This is a genomic window from Brevibacillus gelatini, from assembly GCF_003710935.1.
GTDB classification, from domain to species: Bacteria; Bacillota; Bacilli; order Brevibacillales; family Brevibacillaceae; genus Brevibacillus; species Brevibacillus gelatini.
This window is the reverse complement of the sequence record NZ_RHHS01000017.1, coordinates 231,055-252,225: the sequence shown is the minus strand read 5'-3', so window position 1 is coordinate 252,225 and position 21,171 is coordinate 231,055. Positions and strand designations below refer to the sequence as shown.

Genomic DNA, 21,171 nt, shown 5'->3' with positions numbered 1-21,171 from the left:
TGGGGACGAGTCGGGAGGTAGTACGAAAAACTGTCCGAAGTGACTAGTCGTTTGTCTTTTCTTCCTGCTTGCCGAAGAGCGCGGTTGCTTCCATGCGGACTTCCTCAATATCCAGATTCACAGGCGGCTCGGGAAGATCGGAAATTTCGCGCAGGCCAAAATGCTCCAGAAACTCTTTGGTCGTGGCATACAAAATCGGCCGTCCGATCCCCTCTGCCCTGCCCGCTTCGCGAATCAGCTGCTTCGACAAAAGTGTATTGAGTGCCTTTTCGCACTTCACACCGCGTATTTCTTCGATTTCAGAGCGCGTCAAAGGCTGCTTGTAGGCAATGATGGCGAGCGTCTCCAATGCGGCCTGGGACAGTGTTGACTGTCCCGGCGAGGTTGCCAGTCGCTCGAAATACGGGACATGTTCGGGCAAGGTGGTCAATTGATACGCCTTGGCCACTTCCACGATTTGCACGCCGCGCCCTGCCCGGCGAAAGTCCGCTTTCATGTCCTCGATCAAATCGACGACCTCTTCTTCCGGCACCTCGACGATTTCACTGATCTGCCTGGCATCGATGCCTTCATCACCCGAGATGAACAGCAAGCCTTCGATCACGCCTTTCAGCTTGTCATAGTTCATCGTTTTGGGCTCCTTCCGCTTCACAAATCATGATGTCCTGAAACAATTGATTTTGTATGCATGTAATGTGCTTTGCCTTCATCAGCTCCAGCAAGGCAAGGAATGTCGTAACGATTTCTGAACGGGTAGCCCCCTTGGAAAAAAGCTGGGAAAAACGTACCATCCCGCCGCCGACACGCACCAACTGCCGAATTTGCGTCATCCGGTCCTTGATCGAGATTTCGTCACGGGAAACCTTCGTCATCGGCTCCTTGTCCTTTGCTTTTTGCACCAGCTTTTCCAGTGCGTGAATCAGATCGTACAAGGTTACGTTTTTGATCGTATGATCTTCCTCGCGCACGTACGGCGCCAGATTTTCAGCAGGACGGGTAAACACCTTGTTGCGGCCGATTTCCATCTCGCGCAGTTGCTCGGCCAGCAGCTTGTAGCGCTTGTACTCCAACAGTCGCGCCACCAATTCTTCGCGCGGGTCCACTTCCTCGACATCCATATCGAGAAAAGGCTGAAACACTTGCTCCTCTTTTCTTGGCAACAGCATCTTGCTCTTGATCGAGAGAAGCGTCGCCGCCATGACGACAAACTCGCTGGCAACATCAAGCTGCAACTCTTGCATTCGATCGATCGTCGCGAGGTATTGCTCGGTAATTTCCGCTATCGGGATGTCGTAGATGTCTACTTCCGCCTTGTCGATCAGGTGCAACAAAAGGTCAAGGGGCCCTTCAAAGGAATCAAGTTTGATGCTGTATGCCAAAAGACGTCCCCTCGTTTCCTTTAAATGAACACACTCACGATGCCCGCTGCAACTTGTCGCACAAATTCCAGCATCATGCCCATGGGAACTCCGAAGATCATAGAGCTAACCCCCGGGATAAAGATCAAGAGCAGCAAAAGCCACGGGCCGTAAATTTCAAAGTTGTAAAAGGCGCTGTCCCAACGGCTCGGCGACAGGAACCGCACGATTTTGTACCCGTCAAGCGGTGGAACTGGCAGCAGATTGAACACAAACAGACCGATATTGATGATAATACAGAAACGAAGCGTCGTGTCCAGCGCAAACGCCGCCTTTTCGCTCATGCCGTCCATCACGCCAAAAAAGCCTACCAGTATGAAAAGGACGTAGAACAGAATCGCCAGCACCAGATTAATCAATGGCCCCGCCGCTGACACGTACACAATGCCCAGCCGCTTGTTCCCGCGAAAATGAAACGGGTTAATCGGCACAGGCTTGGCCCAGCCGAACGGTCCAAACAGAATGAGGATCAAACCGAACGGATCGATGTGCGGGATTGGATTTATCGTTAAACGGCCCTCATTTTTGGCAGTATTGTCTCCCAATTTCCAGGCGACAAAGGCGTGCGCCCATTCGTGCAAACTGAAAGCGATAACGAATGCAATCATGCGAAACGGTACCGTTTTCCAATCAAAGTGAAAAAGATCCATTGGTTCCCCCTTACCAGCCTCTCGGCAAAAAATCGTCTATCCATTAGAATACCAGCAGATGGATAGGCTTACAAGTAAAAAGCACCGGCAAGCGCGGGCCCGCCAGTGCTGCAAAACGCTGATTATTCGGCTTCTACTTTCACGGTTGCCATTTTGTCGCCTTGCTTGATCGCGTCGACATGCTCCATGCCGGAAGTCACGCGGCCAAACACAGTATGTACGCCATCGAGGTGAGGGAAGGAATCGTAGCAAATGAAGAACTGGCTGCCGCCTGTGTCTTTGCCTGCATGCGCCATGGACAGCGAACCGCGCAGATGCTTGTGCGGGTTTCCTTTTGTTTCGCATTTGATGGTATAGCCAGGGCCGCCTGTGCCTGTTCCATAAGGGCAGCCGCCTTGGGCTACGAATCCAGGGATGACACGGTGGAAAGTAAGACCGTTGTAGAAGCCTTCGTTGGCCAGTTTTTCAAAGTTTGCAACGGTTCCCGGAGCTTCCTGATCGAACAGCTCCAGCTCGATTTGATTTCCATTTTCCATGGTGATAAGCGCTTTTTTCATGGATGAGCCTCCAGACCTTGTAAAGTTAACGTTCCTATTTTACCACGCGAGAATGTCGCCGTCCAATTCATGCCTCCACGCCAGTCAGCGAAGTACGCCGAAACGAATCGATCTGGCAAGCAATGAGCGGAGGGAAGGTAATAGGAAAAACCCTCCCGCAGCATTGTCGGAAGGGTCTGGTCTATTGATTCGCTCAGCGCTGCAGTTGCGCCCGTTTTGGCAAAAGATCGTGGCTGACTACATCGGCGTACGTCTCGCGTTTCACAACCAGTTCGGCCTCGCCGTCTTTTACGAACACGACAGCCGGACGCGCGATGCGGTTGTAGTTGTTGGACATGGAATAGCCGTAAGCCCCTGTGCTGGACACAGCCAAAATGTCGCCCGCAACGGCTGGCGGCAGCTTCACGTCCCAAATCAGCATGTCGCCAGATTCGCAGCATTTTCCTGCGATCGAGACAACCTCGCTGGCAGGCTGGTTCATCTTGTTGGCAATCGCCGCTTCATACTGCGCATTGTACAAGGCAGGACGCAAATTGTCTGTCATGCCTCCGTCCACCGCGACGTATTTGCGGACGTTCGGAATTTCTTTTTGGGAGCCGATTCGGTACAGGGTAGTGCCCGCGTCGCCGACGATGCTGCGGCCCGGCTCGATCCACAGCTCAGGAAGCGGAATCTCTCGCGCGCTCAGCTCCTCGCGAACGACATCGGTAATCGCCTTGATGTACGTCTCGGCTGGCTGAGGCGTGTCGCCCTCCACGTAGCGGATTCCGAAGCCTCCGCCGACGTTGAGGACTTCCGGCAAAAAGCCGAACTGCTCTTTCGCTTCGCCCAGCAGCTCTGCCAAGCGCTTGATCGCTATGAGGAAACCGTCTGTTTCAAAAATTTGCGAGCCGATATGGCTATGAATCCCCAACAAGTGCAGATGATCGCATTCGAATGCAAAACGGATCGCCTCAAGTGCTTGGCCGTTTTGCACGTCAAAGCCAAACTTGGAGTCAATTTGGCCCGTGGATATATATTCATGGGTATGAGCTTCCACGCCTGGTGTCACACGCAAGAGAACCGCTACCTTTTCGCCGCGCTCCTGGGCGAGATCGGCAAGCACATGCAGCTCGTAAAAATTGTCCACGACAAAACAGCCGATTTTCGCATCCAGCGCCATCTTGATTTCGTCCAATGATTTGTTGTTGCCGTGGAAGTGAATGCGCTTTGCCGGAAAGCCTGCCTGCAGCGCGGTGTACAGCTCCCCGCCCGATACGACATCGAGGGAAAGACCTTCTTCCTCTACCAGCTTGCACATCGCCATCGTGCAAAAAGCTTTGCTCGCATACGCTACCTGAAACGCGAAGCCCGTTTTGCTGAACGCCTCGACAAAGCTGCGGCACTTGGCGCGAATGTGCGCCTCGTCATACACATACAGCGGCGTGCCGTACGTCGCTGCCAGGATCGTCGTATCACAGCCCCCGATTTCCAAGTGTCCTTGCTCGTTTATTCGACTTGTCCCGTGTAAAAACATATATGGCTCCTCCCAGTCTAAACCCGCCGATTGTAACAGCCCAGATCCTATAGAGAAAGGCAACCGACCCACGAGAGTCAGTTGCCGTACATTACAAGCATCGTAAGGCTTATCATTCAATGTACTACATGGCCGTACTTTTGACAATGGGTGAAGATTTCCGTTTTCTGAATATTATTGACGGGCGGAATTCTGGGAGCGAACGATACTTGGACGCTGGTTTTTGTGCGGAACTGCCAGGCGGACGACGACATCCTTCATCGCCTTGTAGTTGAACGGAATGAACGGCCACAAATAAGGCGTGTTGAGCGAGCGTGTCGTAGCCAGGCCGACGAGGACAACGAGAAGGCCGATCATCAGGCCCGGAGTCGCGAAGAGCCCGACCATCAGGATCAGGAACAGGCGCACCAGCCGATTTGCCAGACTCAGCTCGTAGCTTGGCGTCGCAAACATGCCGATTGCCGCTACAGCGAGATACAAGATGACTTCTGGCGCGAACAACCCGACTTTGATCGCCACATCCCCTACGAGAATGGCCGCCAAAAGACCCATCGCGACCGAAAGGGGTGTGGGGGTATGGATCGCCGCCATCCGCATCAAGTCCAGCCCCAGCTCCGCCATGATAAACTGCGCCAGGAGCGGAATGCTTCCTTTATCCTTGATCCCGATGAAATGAAGCGATTCGGGAATGATGGATGGGTGCATTACCAGAAGCAGCCAGATCGGCAAAACGAATACGGAAACCAGTATCCCGAAGAACCGCACCCAACGCAAGTAGGCTCCGACAACAGGAGTCTGGCGGTATTCCTCTGCGTGCTGGACGTGGTGAAAATAAGTAGCCGGCGTAATCATGACACTCGGCGAGGTGTCCACATAAATCAGCACATGTCCTTCCAGCAGGTGTACGGCCGCCACGTCGGGCCGTTCGGTATACCGGACCAGCGGAAACGGGTTCAGCGTCTTCCCGATGATGAATTCCTCAATCGTCTTCTCCGCCATCGGAATCCCGTCGATCTGGATGTTTTGCAGCCGTTCTTTCAGATCGTCCACCAGATCCGGGTTGGCGACATCTTGCAGGTATGCAATGGCGACATCGGTTTTGGTGCGCTCACCAATCTGCATGATCTCGAAGCGCAATCGCTCGTCGCGTATCCGCCTGCGAGTCAGCACCGTGTTTGTCACGAGAGCCTCTGTGAAGCCATCGTGCGCCCCGCGAACAATCCGCTCCGTATCCGGCTCCTCCGGCGAGCGGGTGGGCAACACTTTCGCATCCATGATGATGGCATAAGGGAAGCGGTCGATAATCAGCCCGACCTGCCCGACCAGCAGCTTGTCCATGAACTCGTCTGTCGTCTCGACTTTGACCAGCTGGAAAAACGGAATGAACTTGTGAAACAGCGTATCGAACAAATTGTCCGCGACATCCCTGCCGCGCAAATCGTTGATCTCGCGCATAATTTGTGTGACGAGTTGGCTCTCCACAAATCCGTTTATGTAGTACATCAACAGCTTCGTGTTGCCCACGAAAAACTCGTGGACCCCGATGTCAAAGCTTTTCCCGACTCCCAGCCTGTCGTTTAAATATTCCTGGTTTTCCTCAAGCCGGTCCGAGATCGGTCGCCTTTTTTCCGTAATTTGTGCCATCCACGCCGCTCCTTTCCATGATCCATTGCACTGCCCTTTTCGTGATCGGGCAGCCGTTTTGCAAGCTGTCTCGCCCATCCATTTTCCCGATGTCTCCGATGCCGATGACATTGGGCAGCTTCAAGCTGTTTAAAATGTCCACGGTGTCGCCATAAATATGATGCTGCAGCCTTTCGTCGGCATAGCCGTCCTTGTCGACGGCTCCCTCCACGATTTGCCCCTGGTTGTTGATCGAACAGGCAACCGTCACGCCGTGTACCCAGCTCGTATGAGAGGCGACTGCGAGCACGCCAATCACCTCGATGTCCGGGTGCCTCGCGACGTATTCAATCGCCCGCTCCCCGCGCCCTTTGCCAAAATCGCCGTTGTCATCAAACATGACAATGACCGGATCGTGGGGCGTCATTTTGATGAGCTCCACCACCTGCTCGCCGGAAACAGGGGTCGGATTGCCCGCCGACAGGGAAATGCATCTACCCCCGAGCTCTTTTGCGACGCTCTCGATTGCTTTTTGCGCGATATGGTCGCCATCCGTCACCACGATAACCTTGCGTCGCGGTTCCGCCATTGTTTGCTCACCGTCCCTGTTCCCGAAAAAGCGTCAGCCTTTCGGTTTGAAAACGAGCGAAGCCAAAAAACCGAACGCAATCGCTGCCGATATTCCTGCGCTGGTGACTTCAAAAATCCCGGTTGCGACACCGATCAGACCATGTTGTTCCGCTTCGCTGATCGCCCCGTGATACAGCGCATGTCCGAAGCTTGTAATCGGCACGGTGGCCCCTGCTCCGGCAAAATCAATGAACTTGTCATACACTCCGATAAAATCGAGCACAACCCCTGCCACAACCAATGTACTCATCACATGGGCCGGGGTGAGCTTGCCGACATCAAGCAGCAACTGCCCGATGACGCAAACAAGCCCACCTACGACAAACGCAATCACATATTCCATCATTGTCCTCCTTCGAGCGCAACCGCGTGGGCAACGCACGGAATGGAATTGCCCTGCTGGGTACTGACCGGACTGAGCAGGGCACCCGTCGCGCACACCAGCACTTTTTTCAGCAAACCGCGGTTCAACTGGTCCAAAATGTAGCTGTAGGTAACAACAGCGCTGCTGGCACACCCGCTCGCGCCAGCGAATACGCCCTGATCCGGTCTGTAGATCATCAGGCCGCAATCGTTGTACACGCCGTCCATGTCGTAGCCTTCCGCGAGCATCAACTCTTTTACGATGGGATAGCCGACAGACGCCAAATCTCCTGTCACAATCAGATCGTAGTCCTTCGGCTCGCGTCCTGTATCGCGAAAATGGGTCAAAAAAGTCGATACCGCCGCGGGAGCCATCGCTGACCCCATATCAAACGGGTCTTTGATCCCCATGTCCACCACTTTTCCGATCGTCGCATACGTGATGCGCGGTCCCGTGCCCCCGATCCCGATCAGCCCGGCCCCCGCTCCTGTCACCGTCCATTGCGCAGTCGGCGGCTTTTGTCCGCCGTACTCGGTCGGATAGCGATACTGGCGCTCTGCCGTAGCATTGTGGCTGCTGCAGGCAGCAATCGCCTTGTTTGCGTACCCGGCGTTCACCAAAGCCGTTGCCGTCGCGAGTGTCAGCATCGAGGTCGAGCAGGCGCCGTACATGCCAAGCAGCGGGATTTCCAGCTTTTGTGCCGTGAAGTTGGTCGTGATGTTTTGATTCAGCAAGTCACCAGCCAAAATGACATCGACGTCCTGACCGATCACGCCCGCTTTTTGCAGCGCCGCGGAGACTGCGTCCTCCATCAGCTTGCGCTCCGCATTCTCCCACGTATCCTGCCCCGCGTACATGTCGTCGTAAATCACGTCAAACAAAGAGGCCAGCGGACCTTCCCCTTCCTTCGGCCCGACAGCGACCGCCGCGCTTTGCAGGCGGACATCCTGGTCGAAGTGCCAGGTCTGGCGGCTTACGCGTTTTAGATGTGGATCGCTTGACACAGACAGCCCTCCCGTCAAAAGAACATGTGATACAGGCTTTTTATCACGCCTGCAACAAATGCCGCCACCACCCCGAAAACAATGACGGAGCCAGCCAGCTTGAACATGTTGCCACCCACACCGAGAACCAGCCCCTCGCTGCGATGCTCGATGGCGGCTGATGCGATGGAGTTGGCAAATCCAGTTACCGGAACGGCAGAGCCTGCCCCGGCGTACTGGCCGATGTTGTCATAGACGCCGAGCCCTGTCAGCAGCACCGATAAAAAGATCAGCGTAGCCACTGTGGGATTGCTCGCCGTCTTCTCGGTAAAGCCGAAAAAATAAATATACATGTTTTGGATAGCCTGTCCCAAAAGACAGATCGTTCCCCCGACCCAAAACGCCCGCAGCGAGTTCAGGAGGACATTTCGCTTGGGCTGATACTTGGAAGCCTGCTGCTGGTAGAGTTGCTTTGTCATCTGCATGGATGATCCGAGCGATCCGGATTTCGTTTTGGTTGCCATGCCGTTTCCCTCCTTTGCCAATCCAGAAATCGTGCCAGCGTCATCCCCTACCTGTATCTTTCCTTTTTCAAACTTTGTCTATGAATAGCGGTATTTACCAGCTCACAGATGCAAAAGCCATTGCAGAAGCGAGCCTGTGACTTTTCCAAACACAACTGCCATCAGCAAATAGAGCAAACTTCCATCCATGTTGATCCGCTTCGCCAAAATCGGAAAGACGTTCAGCACCTCGGTCAGCCCGGCAGCCAGCGTGCCGATAAATAACCCTGCAAACAGTCCATAGAGGGAAGTGACGACGACAGGCAAGTGAGCATGGATGTGAAAAAAGTCAACCAGCGTAAAAAAAAGTGCCCCCATCACCAAGGCCCATTCCAGAGCGCGAATATGACGGTGAGCATTCGTCAACTGCGTCAGCCGGGGGATGATGTCCAGCACGGTAATAAAGGCAACCAGCCCGCTCCCCACCGCAAGCCCGCCACCCAATCCAATCAGGATCAGCAAGGCGTATACCCATATGCTCATAGCTTCGTTCGCTGGTTCTCTTTGTTCTCGTGCTGGATGTAATACTCGTCGAGACTTTGCTGGTACATGAACAGCTCGACTTCCAGAGGGCTGGGCTCTTCGTTGATTTTTTTCTTGAAAATGTGGTTAAAAAACAGAATCATCCCCATGCCGATCCCGATTGAATACGGAATTTGCAGCCACAACGGCTGCTCGCTCCGCTCACCTGTGATGAGATAAAAAATGCGCTCGTGCACCTCGCGCATGCTGACGTCTGTGTGAAAGTTCATGAGCGCAAGGCCCGAACCGATAAAGAGCAGCAACCAGACAAGCGCTACGAGTACAGGGTTCGCTTTTTTCCTCGGGTTCAACACTTCCACAATTATTTGCGGTGCTCCCTGGATTTCCAGCTCGACCTCCGGATAGATCGAGCGAATTTTTTGGATCACCTGCATGATGTCAATCACGATCAAGTTTCCGTCCTTCGGCTTTACCTGATAGATGGGCATCCGCCTTATCGCAATCTCGCGTTCCCCATCCCAAAAAAGCTGGCAAATATCGCCTAGCGTAATCATCGCTTCCGGCTTGACGGCCAGGCGCTTTCTCAGACGGAGAAACAACGCGTCTTTCATGAAAACTCCCCCCTGCGTGCAGCTGAAGCGTAGTCACTCTCCCGTAGTATGTGCCCTCTGCCAAAAGCCATACCCCAAAAGGCTGCGGCTGTCACTTGCAGGCAAAATAAAAAACACCCAAGCGCCCAGGCTTCGGTGTTTTCCATCCTTACTATTGAGCTATCAATGTTCGATCTGATCCTTGATCGTTTGCAATATGCGCTTTTCCAGACGGGACACCTGCACCTGGGAGATTCCGAGCCGCTCTGCTACCTCAGACTGGGTCTGATCTTTGTAGTAGCGCAAATAGACAATGAGCTGCTCGCGTTCGCTCAAACGACTGATCGCATCCTTCAGCGCGACTTTTTCAAACCACTTGTTCACGCCGTCATCGGCGATCTGATCGATCAGCGTGATCGGGTCCCCGTCATTTTCAAAGACCGTCTCATGAATCGAGGAGGGTGCCCGGTTTGCTTCCTGGGCAAAAACCACTTCCTCCGGCGTGATCCCGACGGCTTCTGCCACTTCGGCGATTGTGGGGGCGCGGCCAAATTGCTTGTACAGCTCATCCTTTGCTCGTCGCACCTTGTTTGCAGTCTCCTTGAGGGAACGACTGACCTTGACTGTCCCGTCGTCACGCAGGAACCGCTGGATTTCTCCGATAATCATCGGCACGGCATACGTCGAAAAACGCACGTCATAGGTCAAGTCGAATTTGTCCACTGCTTTCAAGAGGCCAATACAACCAATTTGAAACAAATCATCCGCTTCGTACCCTCGGTTAATAAAACGCTGGACGACGGACCAGACCAAACGGATATTGCTGTTCACAAGAAGCTCGCGCGCATCGGTGTCCCCAGCCTGGCTTTTGGCGATTAGCTCTCTCACTTGGTCATTGGTCAGAAATGGTTGACTTGCATTTTTAATATCGGCACCCATTGGCACTACTCCTAATTTTGCAAGGCTTTGGCAAACGACAGACGTTTGGTCAGACGAACGGTTGTCCCTTTTCCAACAGCGGTCGCAACTTCCAAAGAATCCATGAAGTTCTCCATAATGGTAAAGCCCATTCCCGAGCGTTCCAGCTCAGGCTTGGTCGTATACAGCGGCTGCATGGCCTGCTCCACGTCCTCGATTCCTTTTCCGTTGTCCTCCACAACCAGTTCCACCGCTCCTTCGTCGATGCGTACAGAGATATGTACGACGCCCTCCGGGTTTTCGTCGTAGCCGTGAATGATGGCGTTGGTGACAGCCTCTGATACAACCGTCTTGATCTCTTCCAGCTCATCCATCGTAATGTCGAGCTGCGAGATAAAGGAGGCGACCGCAATGCGGGCGAACGCCTCATTCTGGCTCATGGCTGCAAACGATACGGACATGAAATTGCGCGGTTCCTTCACTTACGCCACCCCCAGGACAAGCAGTGCATCTGCTTCATTTTCGCGGAACTTGATGACTTTAAACAGGCCAGACATTTCAAAGATCCGGTAAATGGTGGGGTTGATCGAGCACACGTACATTTCCCCCGAACGAGCGGATATTTGCTTGTAGCGCCCCAAAATGACACCGATACCGGAGCTGTCCATGAAAGCCAGATCAGCCAGGCTCAGTACAATATGGCGAATATCGGGGGAACGCAAAAGATCATCCACTTTGCTCCGCAGCTCTTCCGCTGTATGATGGTCCAGCTCTCCCTGCAAGCGGATTACCAGCACATCCTGCCGGGTCTCCGTCGTAATCCGTAAACTCATGGCAGACTCACTCCTTCTCCCTTGAATAAACCTCTCTTTCTGCCTTGGGCAAACCAATTCCTGCCAGGCGACAAAAGAACAAAAAAATCGAGCAGCCGCACCATTGCATTCGAGGCAACTCGATTCTTTTCGCACTTCTATGCTGTCTGTCAGTAACCGATCAAAACGCTCTTGGTGGTTCGTTTGAGAATTTCCCACATGCTTGCTTTATTCACTTGTTGCTCCGGATACAGGTCAATCCGGTTGACTTCACGCCCATCTTTGGTACGGATAAAAATGTGGCCGACGACCTGATCCTTCGATACCGGAGCGTTGACGGAGCGATTCATGACGATTTCTTTCGTGTACGTGTCAGCCGACTCTCCTTTTTTCATCAGCAGGCTGACCGCATGCGGCGTCACCACATTGACTTTTGGCGACTGCCCTTTGTCCACCGTGAGCACTTCAACCTGCTCGCCTTTTTTGTACATCGGCATCACCTGGAAATGGGTAAAGGCGTAGTTGAACATGGTGGATACTTCGCTGTTGCGTGTTTTCACGTCAGGCTCGCCCATGACGACTGCAATGATCCGCATGTTGTCGCGTTTGGCGGTGGCGGTCAGGCAATACTTGGCTTCGCTCGTATATCCGGTTTTCAAGCCGTCCACGCCTTCGTAAAAACGGACGAGCCGATTCGTATTGACCAGCCAGAACGGACTTGCCGAGTCTTTGCGCAAGTAATCCTGGTAAGTCCCTGTGAACTTCGTAATTCCTTCGTGCTTCAACAGTTCGCGGGACATGATCGCAATATCCGCCGCCGAGCTGTAGTGATTTTCGGCAGGCAAGCCGTTGGAGTTGACGAAATGCGTGTTTTTCATCCCGAGCTGCTTCGCCCGCTCGTTCATCCGGTTGACAAAGCTTTCTTCCGTCCCGGCGAGATGCTCAGCCATCGCCACCGAAGCGTCATTGCCCGAGGCGATTGCAATTCCTTTCAACATGTCTTCGACGGTCATTTCCTCGCCCGGCTGCAAAAAGATTTGCGAACCGCCCATCGACGCCGCTCTTTCGCTGGTTCTGACCTTATCGGTAAGTTTAAGCTCTCCCCGCTCCACCGCCTCCATAATCAGGAGCATCGTCATCACCTTGGTGATGCTGGCGGGTGGCATTCTTTCATGTGCATTTTTTTCGTACAGCACCGTTCCCGTGTCTGCTTCCATCATGATTGCAGCCGAGGCATGCGGGGCAAAGTTCATCTCGCTGTTTGGCGGAGCTGCTTTTTCTTTTGCCAGCGCCCCCAGCGGAGAAAAGATGTTCACACACAAGATGAAGCAAGAAGCCAGGTATCCTATCCGTTTCATAGCAGTCTCTTCCCTCCATTCATGGTTTTATTCTCACCAAGGGGTTAGGAAAATATTCACAAAAAAACCCCTTCCGCATTTCGCAGAAGGGATTCGTCCTAGATTACAAACCGGCTGACGCTTTGCGTCAACTCGTCCGCCATCTTTTTCAGTTGTTCCACATTTTCGTTGATGCGTGCAATCGAATTCAGTTGTTCATCAACCGTCTCGACAACCCCGGAGATCGATTCGCTGATTTCATCAGACATGCTGGCCAACCGCTGGATTGAGTTGGTCACAACCTGATTGCCTGCGGCCATTTCCTCGGAGGTCGCCGTCATCGACTCGCTTTGCTCTGCTGCCGACTGAATCTCGGCCACGATGTTTTGGAACGCCTTGCCGACAGATTCGACAGACTGCAGGCCGCCCCCTACCATCGTGACGATTTCATCCATATGCTTGGTCATATCCATGGCTTCGTCGTTGATCGAGTGAGCAATCATGGCAATACGCTCGGAGAAGGAACTGCTCTCTTCTGCCAGCTTGCGCACCTCGCTCGCTACGACAGAGAAGCCCCGTCCTGCTTCGCCAGCACGTGCCGCTTCAATCGCCGCATTCAGCGCCAGCAGATTCGTCTGGGAGGCAATGCCTGTAATCATTTCCACGATACTTGTAATCTCGCGGGCACGCTCCCGCAGGCTGTGCATTTGCACGGCTGTCCGCTCCACTTCGCCAGAAGCGCGGCGAACCGTGTCAATGACGTCCTCCACGAGCTGCATGCCGCCCTGGGCACGCTCAAATGTCCGCGTCGTTGCGATGGAAGTCGCTTCCGCCGCGATTGCTACCTGCTCGACGCCCTGCGAGATTTCAGAAACTGTCAGCGCTGTCGCTTGCACCTCGTTTGTCTGGGTGGAGACTCGTTGCGCGATGGTTGAGATATTGTCGGTAATGACGTTGATCGCTCCTTTGTTGTCATGGGCAAACTGCGTCAGCTCGTCTGTGGCCACGTTCAACTGGGTTGCTTGTCCCTGCACAAGCGCGATCAGCTTGCGCAGTTCGGCGGCCATTTCATTCATTTTGCGGCCTACCATCGCCAACTCGTCGTTGCCGTTTACCTTGACATGAACGTCAAAGTGCCCGGAGCCGATTCGCTCCATGTCTCTTGCAATCGCAAACAGCGAGAGGCGAATCCGTTTGGCGAACCACCAGATCGCCCAGACAGACAGCGCAATAATCGGCAGGCTGAACAGGACAAAGTACAGCCACATTCCGTTCACTTCGCCGTACACTTCATCGCTGCCAGTCGACAGGACGACATTCCACTTCAACATTTGAATCGGGGCAAAAGCGGCAAACGAATCCTTGCCGTGATCGGAGTACAGCAAGCTGTTGCTGGTTTCATACTTCATCATCTCCAGCATTTCCTCGTAGTCCGACTGCCCGGCAAGTACCAGCTTGTTGTTGTTTTCCGGGTTTTGGTGGGCGACGACGAGGCCGTCTTGACGAACGACAAACGCATATCCGTTTTGCATGAAAGAGATTTCAGGAATTTTTCCGGTTATCTGGTCAATCGAGAATCCGACGACGAGCAGACGGCTTGTATCGTCGTTTTTCTCGCCAATCGGCGCTGCGATATAGAGAATGCCCTTATTTACGCCTTCCACAATTTCCTCATCGGAAATCACTGTTTTCCCGGTACTCATGACCCGTTGAAAATACTGCTTCTGCTTGAAATCAATCTCGTTTTTCCCTGTCAGCGAGTAAAGCGATTTCCCGGTACTGCTGTCCACCAAATAAATTTTCGTAATTTCCTTATGCGCTTGCCGCAACAGCGTGAATTGTTCCTTAATCAGCGGCTCCAGCTCTGTCGTCATGACCCGTTTTGCTGCCGCCGATTCTGTCGACTTCCTGATCGTCTGAAGCCAGTCTTCCATGCTGGCCGCGTGCTGCTCCGCCAGCATCTTCGCTTGCCTGGAAGTAATGGAGAACAAAGTTGATTTTGAAAAAGAAAGCGCTATGTACTGCAGAGAACCTATAATGATTAGTACAAGAATCAGGCCAAAAACAATCATTTTGGTTGCCAGGGAACCGCGCAGTTTTTCGGTCGCGAGTAAGCTCTTGATGTTTACTTTGTCTGAAAGCGAAAACTTGCCCCCTTTCTTTTTCCATTTTGGCGACAATAACCCGCTCATGATGCTGCCTCCTTTTCATGCCCTCATTTTCCCAGTGTTGTTCTTGAAAAAAATCCCTTGAAAAGGTTTACATAAGTACCTTCTATCGCCTTCTTTTCAAGAGTTTCCCTTGCTTTTATGAAAGGGAAGCGAGCCCCGGCATTCGAGAACTCGCTTTCCTCAAGAAAACTTAATTGTACAGGTGACAAGCAGCGAAGTGTCCTGGCTCGACTTCCTTCCATACTGGCACAGCTGCTGCGCATTCCGGCATTGCTTTCGGGCAACGCGTACGGAAATGGCATCCGCTTGGCGGGTTCATCGGGCTAGGTACATCGCCCTGCAGCACGATGCGCTCGCGGTTGCGCTCAACCTCTGGGTCTGGGATTGGAATGGCAGACAGCAGAGCTTGCGTGTATGGATGCAGCGGCTTTTCATACAAAGCGTCACTTTCAGCCAACTCTACCATTTTCCCCAGGTACATCACCGCTACCCGGTCAGAAATGTATTTCACCATCGACAGGTCATGGGCGATGAACATGTAGGTCAGTCCCATTCTTTCCTGGAGCTGTTCAAGCAGGTTGACAACCTGCGCCTGAACGGATACGTCGAGAGCGGAAATCGGCTCGTCGCAAACAATAAACTTCGGTTCTACAGCCAGGGCGCGGGCAATCCCGATGCGCTGGCGCTGACCGCCCGAAAACTCGTGCGGGAAACGGTTCATGTGCTCAGGGTTCAGGCTGACCAAAGAAAGCAGCTCCTGGATGCGCTCTTTGCGCTTTTGACCGGTAGCAAGACCGTGAATGTCAAGGGCTTCACCGATGATGTCGCCAACGGTCATACGCGGATTCAAGGAAGCGTACGGGTCCTGGAAGATCATCTGCATGTTGCGGCGCATCGCCTTCATTTCCTGATGGTTCAATTTCATGATGCTTTTGCCTTCGAAGAGGACGTCGCCATCCGTTGCGTCATACAGGCGAAGAATCGTGCGGCCCGCGGTGGACTTTCCACAACCGGACTCCCCTACTACCCCGAGCGTTTCTCCCCGTTTGATTTCAAAAGAAATATCATTTACAGCTTTCAGTGTATTATCGCCAATGGTAAAAAACTTTTTCAGATTGCGTACTTCAATGAGTGTATCACGGTTATCCACTGTTTACCCTCCTCCTACGATCCTGCGCGATTCTGAGCGAGCGGGTGCTGCAGCCAGCATGCTGCTCGTTGGGTTGTGCTGATTTGATTCAACTCAGGATCGATCTCCTGGCAAACGCGCATGGCCGATTCGCAGCGGGCAGTGAAGCCACAGCCCACTGGCGGACGCAGAAGATCCGGCGGCGTTCCGAAAATCGGAGTGAGCGGCTCATCACGGTTCAAGTCGAGACGCGGCACAGAGCGCAGCAGACCTTTCGTGTACGGATGTTGCGGGTTGTAGAAAATATCATCTACCGTTCCCGTTTCAATCACTTTACCGGCGTACATCACGATTACGCGGTCGCACATCTCCGCGACGACACCAAGGTCATGCGTAATGAGAATAATGGAGGTACCTGTTTTCTTTTGCAACTCTTTCATCAAGTCCAAAATCTGCGCCTGAATCGTTACGTCCAAAGCTGTTGTCGGCTCATCGGCAATCAACAGCTTTGGCGAACAAGCCAGAGCGATCGCAATCATCGCCCGTTGGCGCATACCGCCGGAAAACTCGTGTGGATATTGCTCCACACGTTTTTCCGGTTGCGGGATGCCTACCATGGTCAACAGCTCAATCGCACGATCACGAGCAGCTGCACGGCTCATGTTTTGGTGCTTGATGAGTCCTTCGGCAATCTGGTTGCCAACGGTCATCGTCGGGTTCAGCGAAGTCATCGGGTCCTGGAAGATCATCCCGATCTCTTTTCCGCGAATGGATTCCATTTCTTTATTGGATTTTTTGACGATATCCTCTCCGTTAAAGAGGATTTCGCCTTTTTTAATCTCGCCTGGCGGCATCGGGATCAGCTTCATCAAGGTTTGGGCGGTTACGGATTTCCCGCAACCGGACTCCCCTACAATCGCCACTGCCTCCCCGCGATTTACGTGAAAATTGACGCCTCGAACGGCTTTGACTTCACCTGCATAGGTATGGAAGGAAACTTGCAGGTCTTTTACTTCGAGAATGCGTTCCATATCGATGATCCCTCCTATTTACGCAGGCGTGGGTCTACTGCGTCGCGCAGACCGTCACCAAACAAGTTGAATGCCAGAATGGTTACGGAGATGAATACAGCCGGGAACATCAACCGCCACGGATAGTACTTCATGGCCGGCAGTCCTTCAGACGACATCGTGCCCCACGAGGCAACAGGTGCCGCAACCCCCAAACCGATGAAGGACAGGAAAGACTCTGCGAAAATCGCAGTCGGTACAGTCAAGCTCAAGGTAACGATGATTGGACCCAAAGCGTTTGGAATCAGGTGTTTGAAAATCAGACGGCCGCTGTCAGCACCAAGGGAACGCGCTGCCAGCACGAATTCTTGCGACTTGAGCTGCAAAATCTGCCCGCGCACAATCCGGGCCATCCCAATCCACCCCGTTATCGTCAGAGCGATAATGATCGTGCCGACCCCAGGGGATAAAACGACCATCAACAAAATGACAACGAGCAAGTACGGGATTGCGAACAAAATATCTGCGATACGCATCATGATCTCGTCTACTTTTCCGCCATAGAAGCCGGCAATACCGCCCCAGATGACACCGATAATCAAGTCGATGAAGGCAGCAGCCAGACCAACCTCCAGGGAAATGCGAGCGCCGTACCAAATACGGACGAACATATCGCGTCCCAGGTCATCTGTACCAAACCAGTGCTCAGCGGATGGCTTTTTGTTTTTGCCAGCCAAATCCGTTGTGAAATAGTCGTTGCTAGACACCATCGGAATCACGACCGCACAAACAATCAGCGCGACGATAAAGATCAGGGAAGCCATCGCGACTTTATTCATTTTCAGGCGACGCCATACATCCGCCCAGAAGGAGAGGCTCGGACGTTTGATCTCTTCGGCCTGACGAAGATCAACCGAAATCGGTTCAAAATGCTCTTTTGTCAAATGCTGCATTTTTACATTACTCCCTTCCTGCGTCTGCGAGTTTGATTCGTGGGTCTATCAAGGTGTAAGCGATGTCTACAATCAGGATCATCACTACGAGAATGATGGAGTAGAAGACCGTTGTCCCCATGATAACCGTGTAGTCGCGGTTAGTGATGGACAATACGAATTCACGACCCAGACCAGGAACCCCGAAAATACGCTCGATAACGAATGCACCCGTCAGGATGTTGGCAATCAATGGACCAAGGTAAGTAATGACCGGCAAGAGCGCGTTGCGGATCGCGTGCTTTACCGTAATGGTAAAGGTATGCAGACCTTTTGCTTTTGCCGTTTTGATGTAGTCTTGTCCAAGCACTTCAATCATATTGGAACGCGTCAAACGGGCGATAAAAGCCATTGGAGACGCGGAGAGTGCGAGAGATGGCAAAATCGTGTATTCGAAGCCTTCCCACTTTGCGATGGGCAAAAGGCCCCATTGAATCGCGAAGAAATATTGATAAAATGATGCCAAGATGAAACCTGGAACGGACAGCCCCAAAACTGCTATCACCATGGCGGAGTAGTCTTGCCACTTGTTATGCTTCAGTGCGGCAATCACACCAAGGATAATGCCTCCGAAGATTGCCAGAAGCAACGCCTGTGCTCCCAAGTGCGCGGATACCGGGAAACCGCGGCTAATCATTTCGTTTACGGTCGAAGATTTCTCGGTGAACGATGGGCCCAAGTCCCAAGTAATGACACCCTTCAAGTATTCAAAGTACTGCTCGTGCAGCGGCAAATCGAGCTTGTATTTGGCCTCTAGTGCCGCTTTAATCTCCTCCGGCACGTTTTTCTCTGATGTAAATGGTCCACCAGGTACTGCTTTCATGATGAAGAAGGTGGCCGTTACGATCAGGAAAAGCGAGATGAGCATGAAAAAGATGCGCTTACCAAGATAACGGATCAACAAACTTACCCCCTTGACAGATTTGATTGCTTTCACGTCCCATCTTTACACTGCGGACGTTACCGACACAGTGCAAAAATCGGCTGTGTAAATAACCCAAATGATTGCTTGTATTTTTCTCTCTGTTTTTTGTTGCCGGATGATTGCCGGCAACGATTTATGGGAAGGGATTGCATAGCAGAGGGTATATGGGTTTCCATATACCCTCTGACGCAATACCTGATTCCTTTGGTTAGATTACTCTACGTATGCCCATTTCCAGTCGACGTCGCCCAGACCGCCAATGACAACGCCTTTGACGTTTTCTTTCTGTACCCAAGAGTTGGTATAGAAATAAATTGGCATGATTGGCATTTCGTCCATCAAAATTTGCTCTGCGTCCGCAAGAATTTTCTTGCGTTTTTCCGGATCGGCTTCCAGAGCGGATTGGTTCAGGAGCTCCTTGAACTTCGGATTTTCCCAACGCGTATCGTTGTTGCCGCCATATTTGTCCTTGTACAGCTCCAGGAAGTTGATTGGATCGTTAAAGTCGCCGAGCCAGCCCATGCGGCCGATCTGGAAGTTACCCTCATGCATGTCTTCCAGGTACACTTTCCACTCTTTGTTTTCCAGCTTCACTTCTACGCCAAGGTTTTTCTTCCATTGGTCCTGAATCGCTTCTGCGATCTTTTTGTGAGCTTCGGAAGTGTTGTACGACAAGGTAATTGGCGGCAGCTTGGTCAGGCCTTTTTCTTTCATGCCCTCTTCCAGCAGCTTTTTCGCTGTTTCCAGGTCGTTGTCCTTGAAGTAGCCGTTCGCGTTCAGCACCATGGATGGCGGTACTGCGCCTGTTGCCGGGAGTTGTCCGGTTTGCAGGATATTGTCAATCAGGGCTTGACGGTTAATCGAGTACGCGAAAGCTTTCCGAATCTTCACATTATCAAACGGAGGTTTTTCCACGTTGAATTTATACCAGTACGTACCCGCGATTGGCTGAGTCGTAATTTTGCCTTGATCCTTCAGCGCAGGAATCGCGTCTGTCGGCAACGCGCTCATTGGCGCACCCGCCCAATCCAGTTCTCCGTTTTCAAACATGGACAATTCGGTATTCTCGTCCTCTACCATGGAGAACTCGATGCGATCGAGCTTCACGGCATCCTTGTCCCAATAGTTTTCGTTTTTCACGAGCACGAGCTTGCTTTTGTGCTCCCAGGATTCCATTTTGAACGGACCGTTGCCCACATGGGTTTTCGCTTCGCCAGCCCACTTCTCATTGCTTTCGAGCACTTTTTTGTTAACAGGGAAGTAGGTCGGGAAAGCGGTCAGCTCCAGGAAGAATGGAGTTGGATTTTCAAGCTTTACTTCCAAAGTCTTGTCGTCCAGTGCCTTCACACCAACATCATCAAGCTTGGCTTCGTTTTTGTTCGCTTTTTCACCGTTTTTAATATAGTAGAGCTGATAAGCGTAGTTTGCACCGGTTTTCGGATCGAGTGCCCGCTTCCAGGCGAACTCGAAGTCGTGTGCTGTTACCGGATCGCCATTGCTCCATTTTGCGTCGCGAATGGTGAACTTGTAGGTCAGCATGTCCTCCGAGACTTCTACTTTCTCGGCAGCAGCCTCATGCGGCTTTCCGTCTGCTCCGATGCGAGTGAGACCGTCAAAGGTAGCGCGGATAATCGCTGCGGAGGTCGTGTCTTCAGAGAGACCAGGGTCAGCCGTAGGTGGCTCAGAGTGCAGGTTCAATTTCAGAACTTGTGGTTTTTTCTCTGCTTCTGGTGTTGCCGCTGGCTGCTCGCTGGACGTATTGTTCGCTGGTGCCGGTGCAGCTTGCTGGCCGCCGCCGCAACCTGCCAATGCTGTACCCAATACTGCAATCGAGCTTACAAGTGCAAATACATTCTTTTTCAACGCAATAACCCCCCGTACTTTTTCTTTTTTGTCTTTTTTCAGAAAATAAAAGACGATAAAAACGAACATGGCCCGAAGCTTCCTGAATTCGGCTAGAAGGCATCAACCCCTTTCACTGCAGGGTCACTTCGTCATCGTGAACGATAGAGAAGGAATCTTTGTACTGCTTCAGTTCAAGCGAAACATCAGCGGCGACGATCCCTTCAATTTGTGAGAGTCGTTCATTGACGAATGTGATCAGCTCATCATTGCTATGGAAACACGCTTGGATAATCAAGTCGTGCTTACCGCTAAACGCACCCACAAACCGGACGGCAGATAATTTGCTCAATTCTTCTGCCACATTTTGTTGCAAACCCAGTTTTGTGGTTAACCCGATAATCGCCTGTACTTTCAGCCCAAGCTTTGCCGGGTCGGGTTGAATCGCGAATTGAAAGACCCCATCCTGCAGCAGACGGGTAATTCGAGATCGGATGGTTCCCTCGCTCACGCCGAGTTGGTGCGCGATTTCTGTATACGGGATTCGTCCGTCTACCTGGAGAATTTGCAGAATCTGCCTGTCAACATGATCCAGCTTCCTCATAAATACGTTTTTCCGGGGACCTCCATCCATTTTTTGCGAAATTCGAAATAATCT

Annotated in this window: 23 protein-coding genes; all 23 read right to left on the bottom strand. The window is 52.4% G+C overall.

The features are described from left to right. Positions 1–43: 43 nt before the first annotated feature. Positions 44–628, bottom strand: coding sequence for an SMC-Scp complex subunit ScpB (gene scpB, locus EDM57_RS07705; protein ID WP_122904176.1), 585 nt, complete (start codon positions 626–628; stop codon positions 44–46). Next, positions 618–1,379 (bottom strand): segregation and condensation protein A, encoded by a 762-nt coding sequence (locus EDM57_RS07700; RefSeq protein WP_122904175.1) that lies wholly within the window; start codon positions 1,377–1,379, stop codon positions 618–620. The genes scpB and EDM57_RS07700 overlap by 11 nt, the downstream gene beginning before the upstream one ends. A gap of 20 nt (positions 1,380–1,399) precedes the next feature. Further along, entirely contained in the window at positions 1,400–2,068 is a 669-nt protein-coding gene (locus EDM57_RS07695; protein ID WP_122904174.1) for a site-2 protease family protein, read from the bottom strand. A 122-nt stretch (positions 2,069–2,190) separates the two neighbouring features. Further along, complete coding sequence (locus EDM57_RS07690; RefSeq protein WP_122904173.1) at positions 2,191–2,625, bottom strand: peptidylprolyl isomerase; 435 nt, start codon at positions 2,623–2,625, stop codon at positions 2,191–2,193. A 193-nt stretch (positions 2,626–2,818) separates the two neighbouring features. Beyond that, on the bottom strand, positions 2,819–4,141 hold the full coding sequence (gene lysA, locus EDM57_RS07685) for a diaminopimelate decarboxylase (RefSeq protein ID WP_122904172.1): 1,323 nt from the start codon (positions 4,139–4,141) through the stop codon (positions 2,819–2,821). Positions 4,142–4,315: 174 nt separating this feature from the next. After that, positions 4,316–5,785 (bottom strand): spore germination protein, encoded by a 1,470-nt coding sequence (locus EDM57_RS07680; protein ID WP_122904171.1) that lies wholly within the window; start codon positions 5,783–5,785, stop codon positions 4,316–4,318. Further along, positions 5,739–6,353 carry a stage V sporulation protein SpoVABEA gene (gene spoVAEA, locus EDM57_RS07675; RefSeq protein WP_122904170.1) on the bottom strand — a complete coding sequence of 205 codons (615 nt, stop codon included), beginning with the start codon at positions 6,351–6,353 and terminating at the stop codon, positions 5,739–5,741. Before spoVAEA ends, EDM57_RS07680 begins: the two co-directional genes overlap by 47 nt. Before the next feature lie 33 nt (positions 6,354–6,386). Then, the gene (spoVAE, locus tag EDM57_RS07670; protein ID WP_122904169.1) at positions 6,387–6,737 is read right to left on the bottom strand and encodes a stage V sporulation protein AE; all 351 of its coding nucleotides are present in this window, start codon (positions 6,735–6,737) and stop codon (positions 6,387–6,389) included. Beyond that, a complete protein-coding gene (spoVAD, locus tag EDM57_RS07665) occupies positions 6,737–7,762 on the bottom strand; it encodes a stage V sporulation protein AD (RefSeq protein WP_122904168.1) in 1,026 nt (341 codons plus the stop codon). The genes spoVAE and spoVAD overlap by 1 nt, the downstream gene beginning before the upstream one ends. A 14-nt stretch (positions 7,763–7,776) precedes the next feature. Further along, positions 7,777–8,265 carry a stage V sporulation protein AC gene (gene spoVAC / locus EDM57_RS07660; protein WP_122904167.1) on the bottom strand — a complete coding sequence of 163 codons (489 nt, stop codon included), beginning with the start codon at positions 8,263–8,265 and terminating at the stop codon, positions 7,777–7,779. A 102-nt stretch (positions 8,266–8,367) separates the two neighbouring features. After that, positions 8,368–8,787, bottom strand: a complete 420-nt coding sequence (locus EDM57_RS07655; RefSeq protein ID WP_122904166.1) for a stage V sporulation protein AB — start codon at positions 8,785–8,787, stop codon at positions 8,368–8,370. After that, a complete protein-coding gene (locus EDM57_RS07650; RefSeq protein WP_122904165.1) occupies positions 8,784–9,398 on the bottom strand; it encodes a stage V sporulation protein AA in 615 nt (204 codons plus the stop codon). Before EDM57_RS07650 ends, EDM57_RS07655 begins: the two co-directional genes overlap by 4 nt. 162 nt (positions 9,399–9,560) lie before the next feature. Then, a complete protein-coding gene (gene sigF / locus EDM57_RS07645; RefSeq protein ID WP_122904164.1) occupies positions 9,561–10,316 on the bottom strand; it encodes an RNA polymerase sporulation sigma factor SigF in 756 nt (251 codons plus the stop codon). Positions 10,317–10,327: 11 nt separating this feature from the next. Then, positions 10,328–10,777, bottom strand: a complete 450-nt coding sequence (gene spoIIAB / locus EDM57_RS07640) for an anti-sigma F factor (RefSeq protein ID WP_122904163.1) — start codon at positions 10,775–10,777, stop codon at positions 10,328–10,330. Further along, positions 10,778–11,128: an anti-sigma F factor antagonist gene (spoIIAA, locus tag EDM57_RS07635; RefSeq protein ID WP_122904162.1), complete on the bottom strand. Its 351-nt coding sequence runs from the start codon at positions 11,126–11,128 to the stop codon at positions 10,778–10,780. Between the two features lie 149 nt (positions 11,129–11,277). Continuing rightward, positions 11,278–12,465 (bottom strand): D-alanyl-D-alanine carboxypeptidase family protein, encoded by a 1,188-nt coding sequence (locus EDM57_RS07630; RefSeq protein WP_122904161.1) that lies wholly within the window; start codon positions 12,463–12,465, stop codon positions 11,278–11,280. 98 nt (positions 12,466–12,563) lie between these two features. Then, the gene (locus tag EDM57_RS07625) at positions 12,564–14,636 is read right to left on the bottom strand and encodes a methyl-accepting chemotaxis protein (RefSeq protein WP_122904160.1); all 2,073 of its coding nucleotides are present in this window, start codon (positions 14,634–14,636) and stop codon (positions 12,564–12,566) included. A gap of 169 nt (positions 14,637–14,805) precedes the next feature. Then, entirely contained in the window at positions 14,806–15,765 is a 960-nt protein-coding gene (locus EDM57_RS07620; protein WP_122904159.1) for an ABC transporter ATP-binding protein, read from the bottom strand. Positions 15,766–15,779: 14 nt separating this feature from the next. Then, positions 15,780–16,775: an ABC transporter ATP-binding protein gene (locus EDM57_RS07615; RefSeq protein ID WP_122904158.1), complete on the bottom strand. Its 996-nt coding sequence runs from the start codon at positions 16,773–16,775 to the stop codon at positions 15,780–15,782. A gap of 14 nt (positions 16,776–16,789) precedes the next feature. Next, positions 16,790–17,707, bottom strand: a complete 918-nt coding sequence (locus EDM57_RS07610) for an ABC transporter permease (RefSeq protein WP_122904157.1) — start codon at positions 17,705–17,707, stop codon at positions 16,790–16,792. A gap of 7 nt (positions 17,708–17,714) precedes the next feature. Then, a complete protein-coding gene (locus EDM57_RS07605; protein ID WP_122904156.1) occupies positions 17,715–18,647 on the bottom strand; it encodes an ABC transporter permease in 933 nt (310 codons plus the stop codon). Between the two features lie 237 nt (positions 18,648–18,884). Next, entirely contained in the window at positions 18,885–20,534 is a 1,650-nt protein-coding gene (locus EDM57_RS07600) for a peptide ABC transporter substrate-binding protein (protein ID WP_122904335.1), read from the bottom strand. Between the two features lie 112 nt (positions 20,535–20,646). Next, complete coding sequence (locus EDM57_RS07595; RefSeq protein WP_122904155.1) at positions 20,647–21,117, bottom strand: Lrp/AsnC family transcriptional regulator; 471 nt, start codon at positions 21,115–21,117, stop codon at positions 20,647–20,649. Positions 21,118–21,171: the final 54 nt, after the last annotated feature.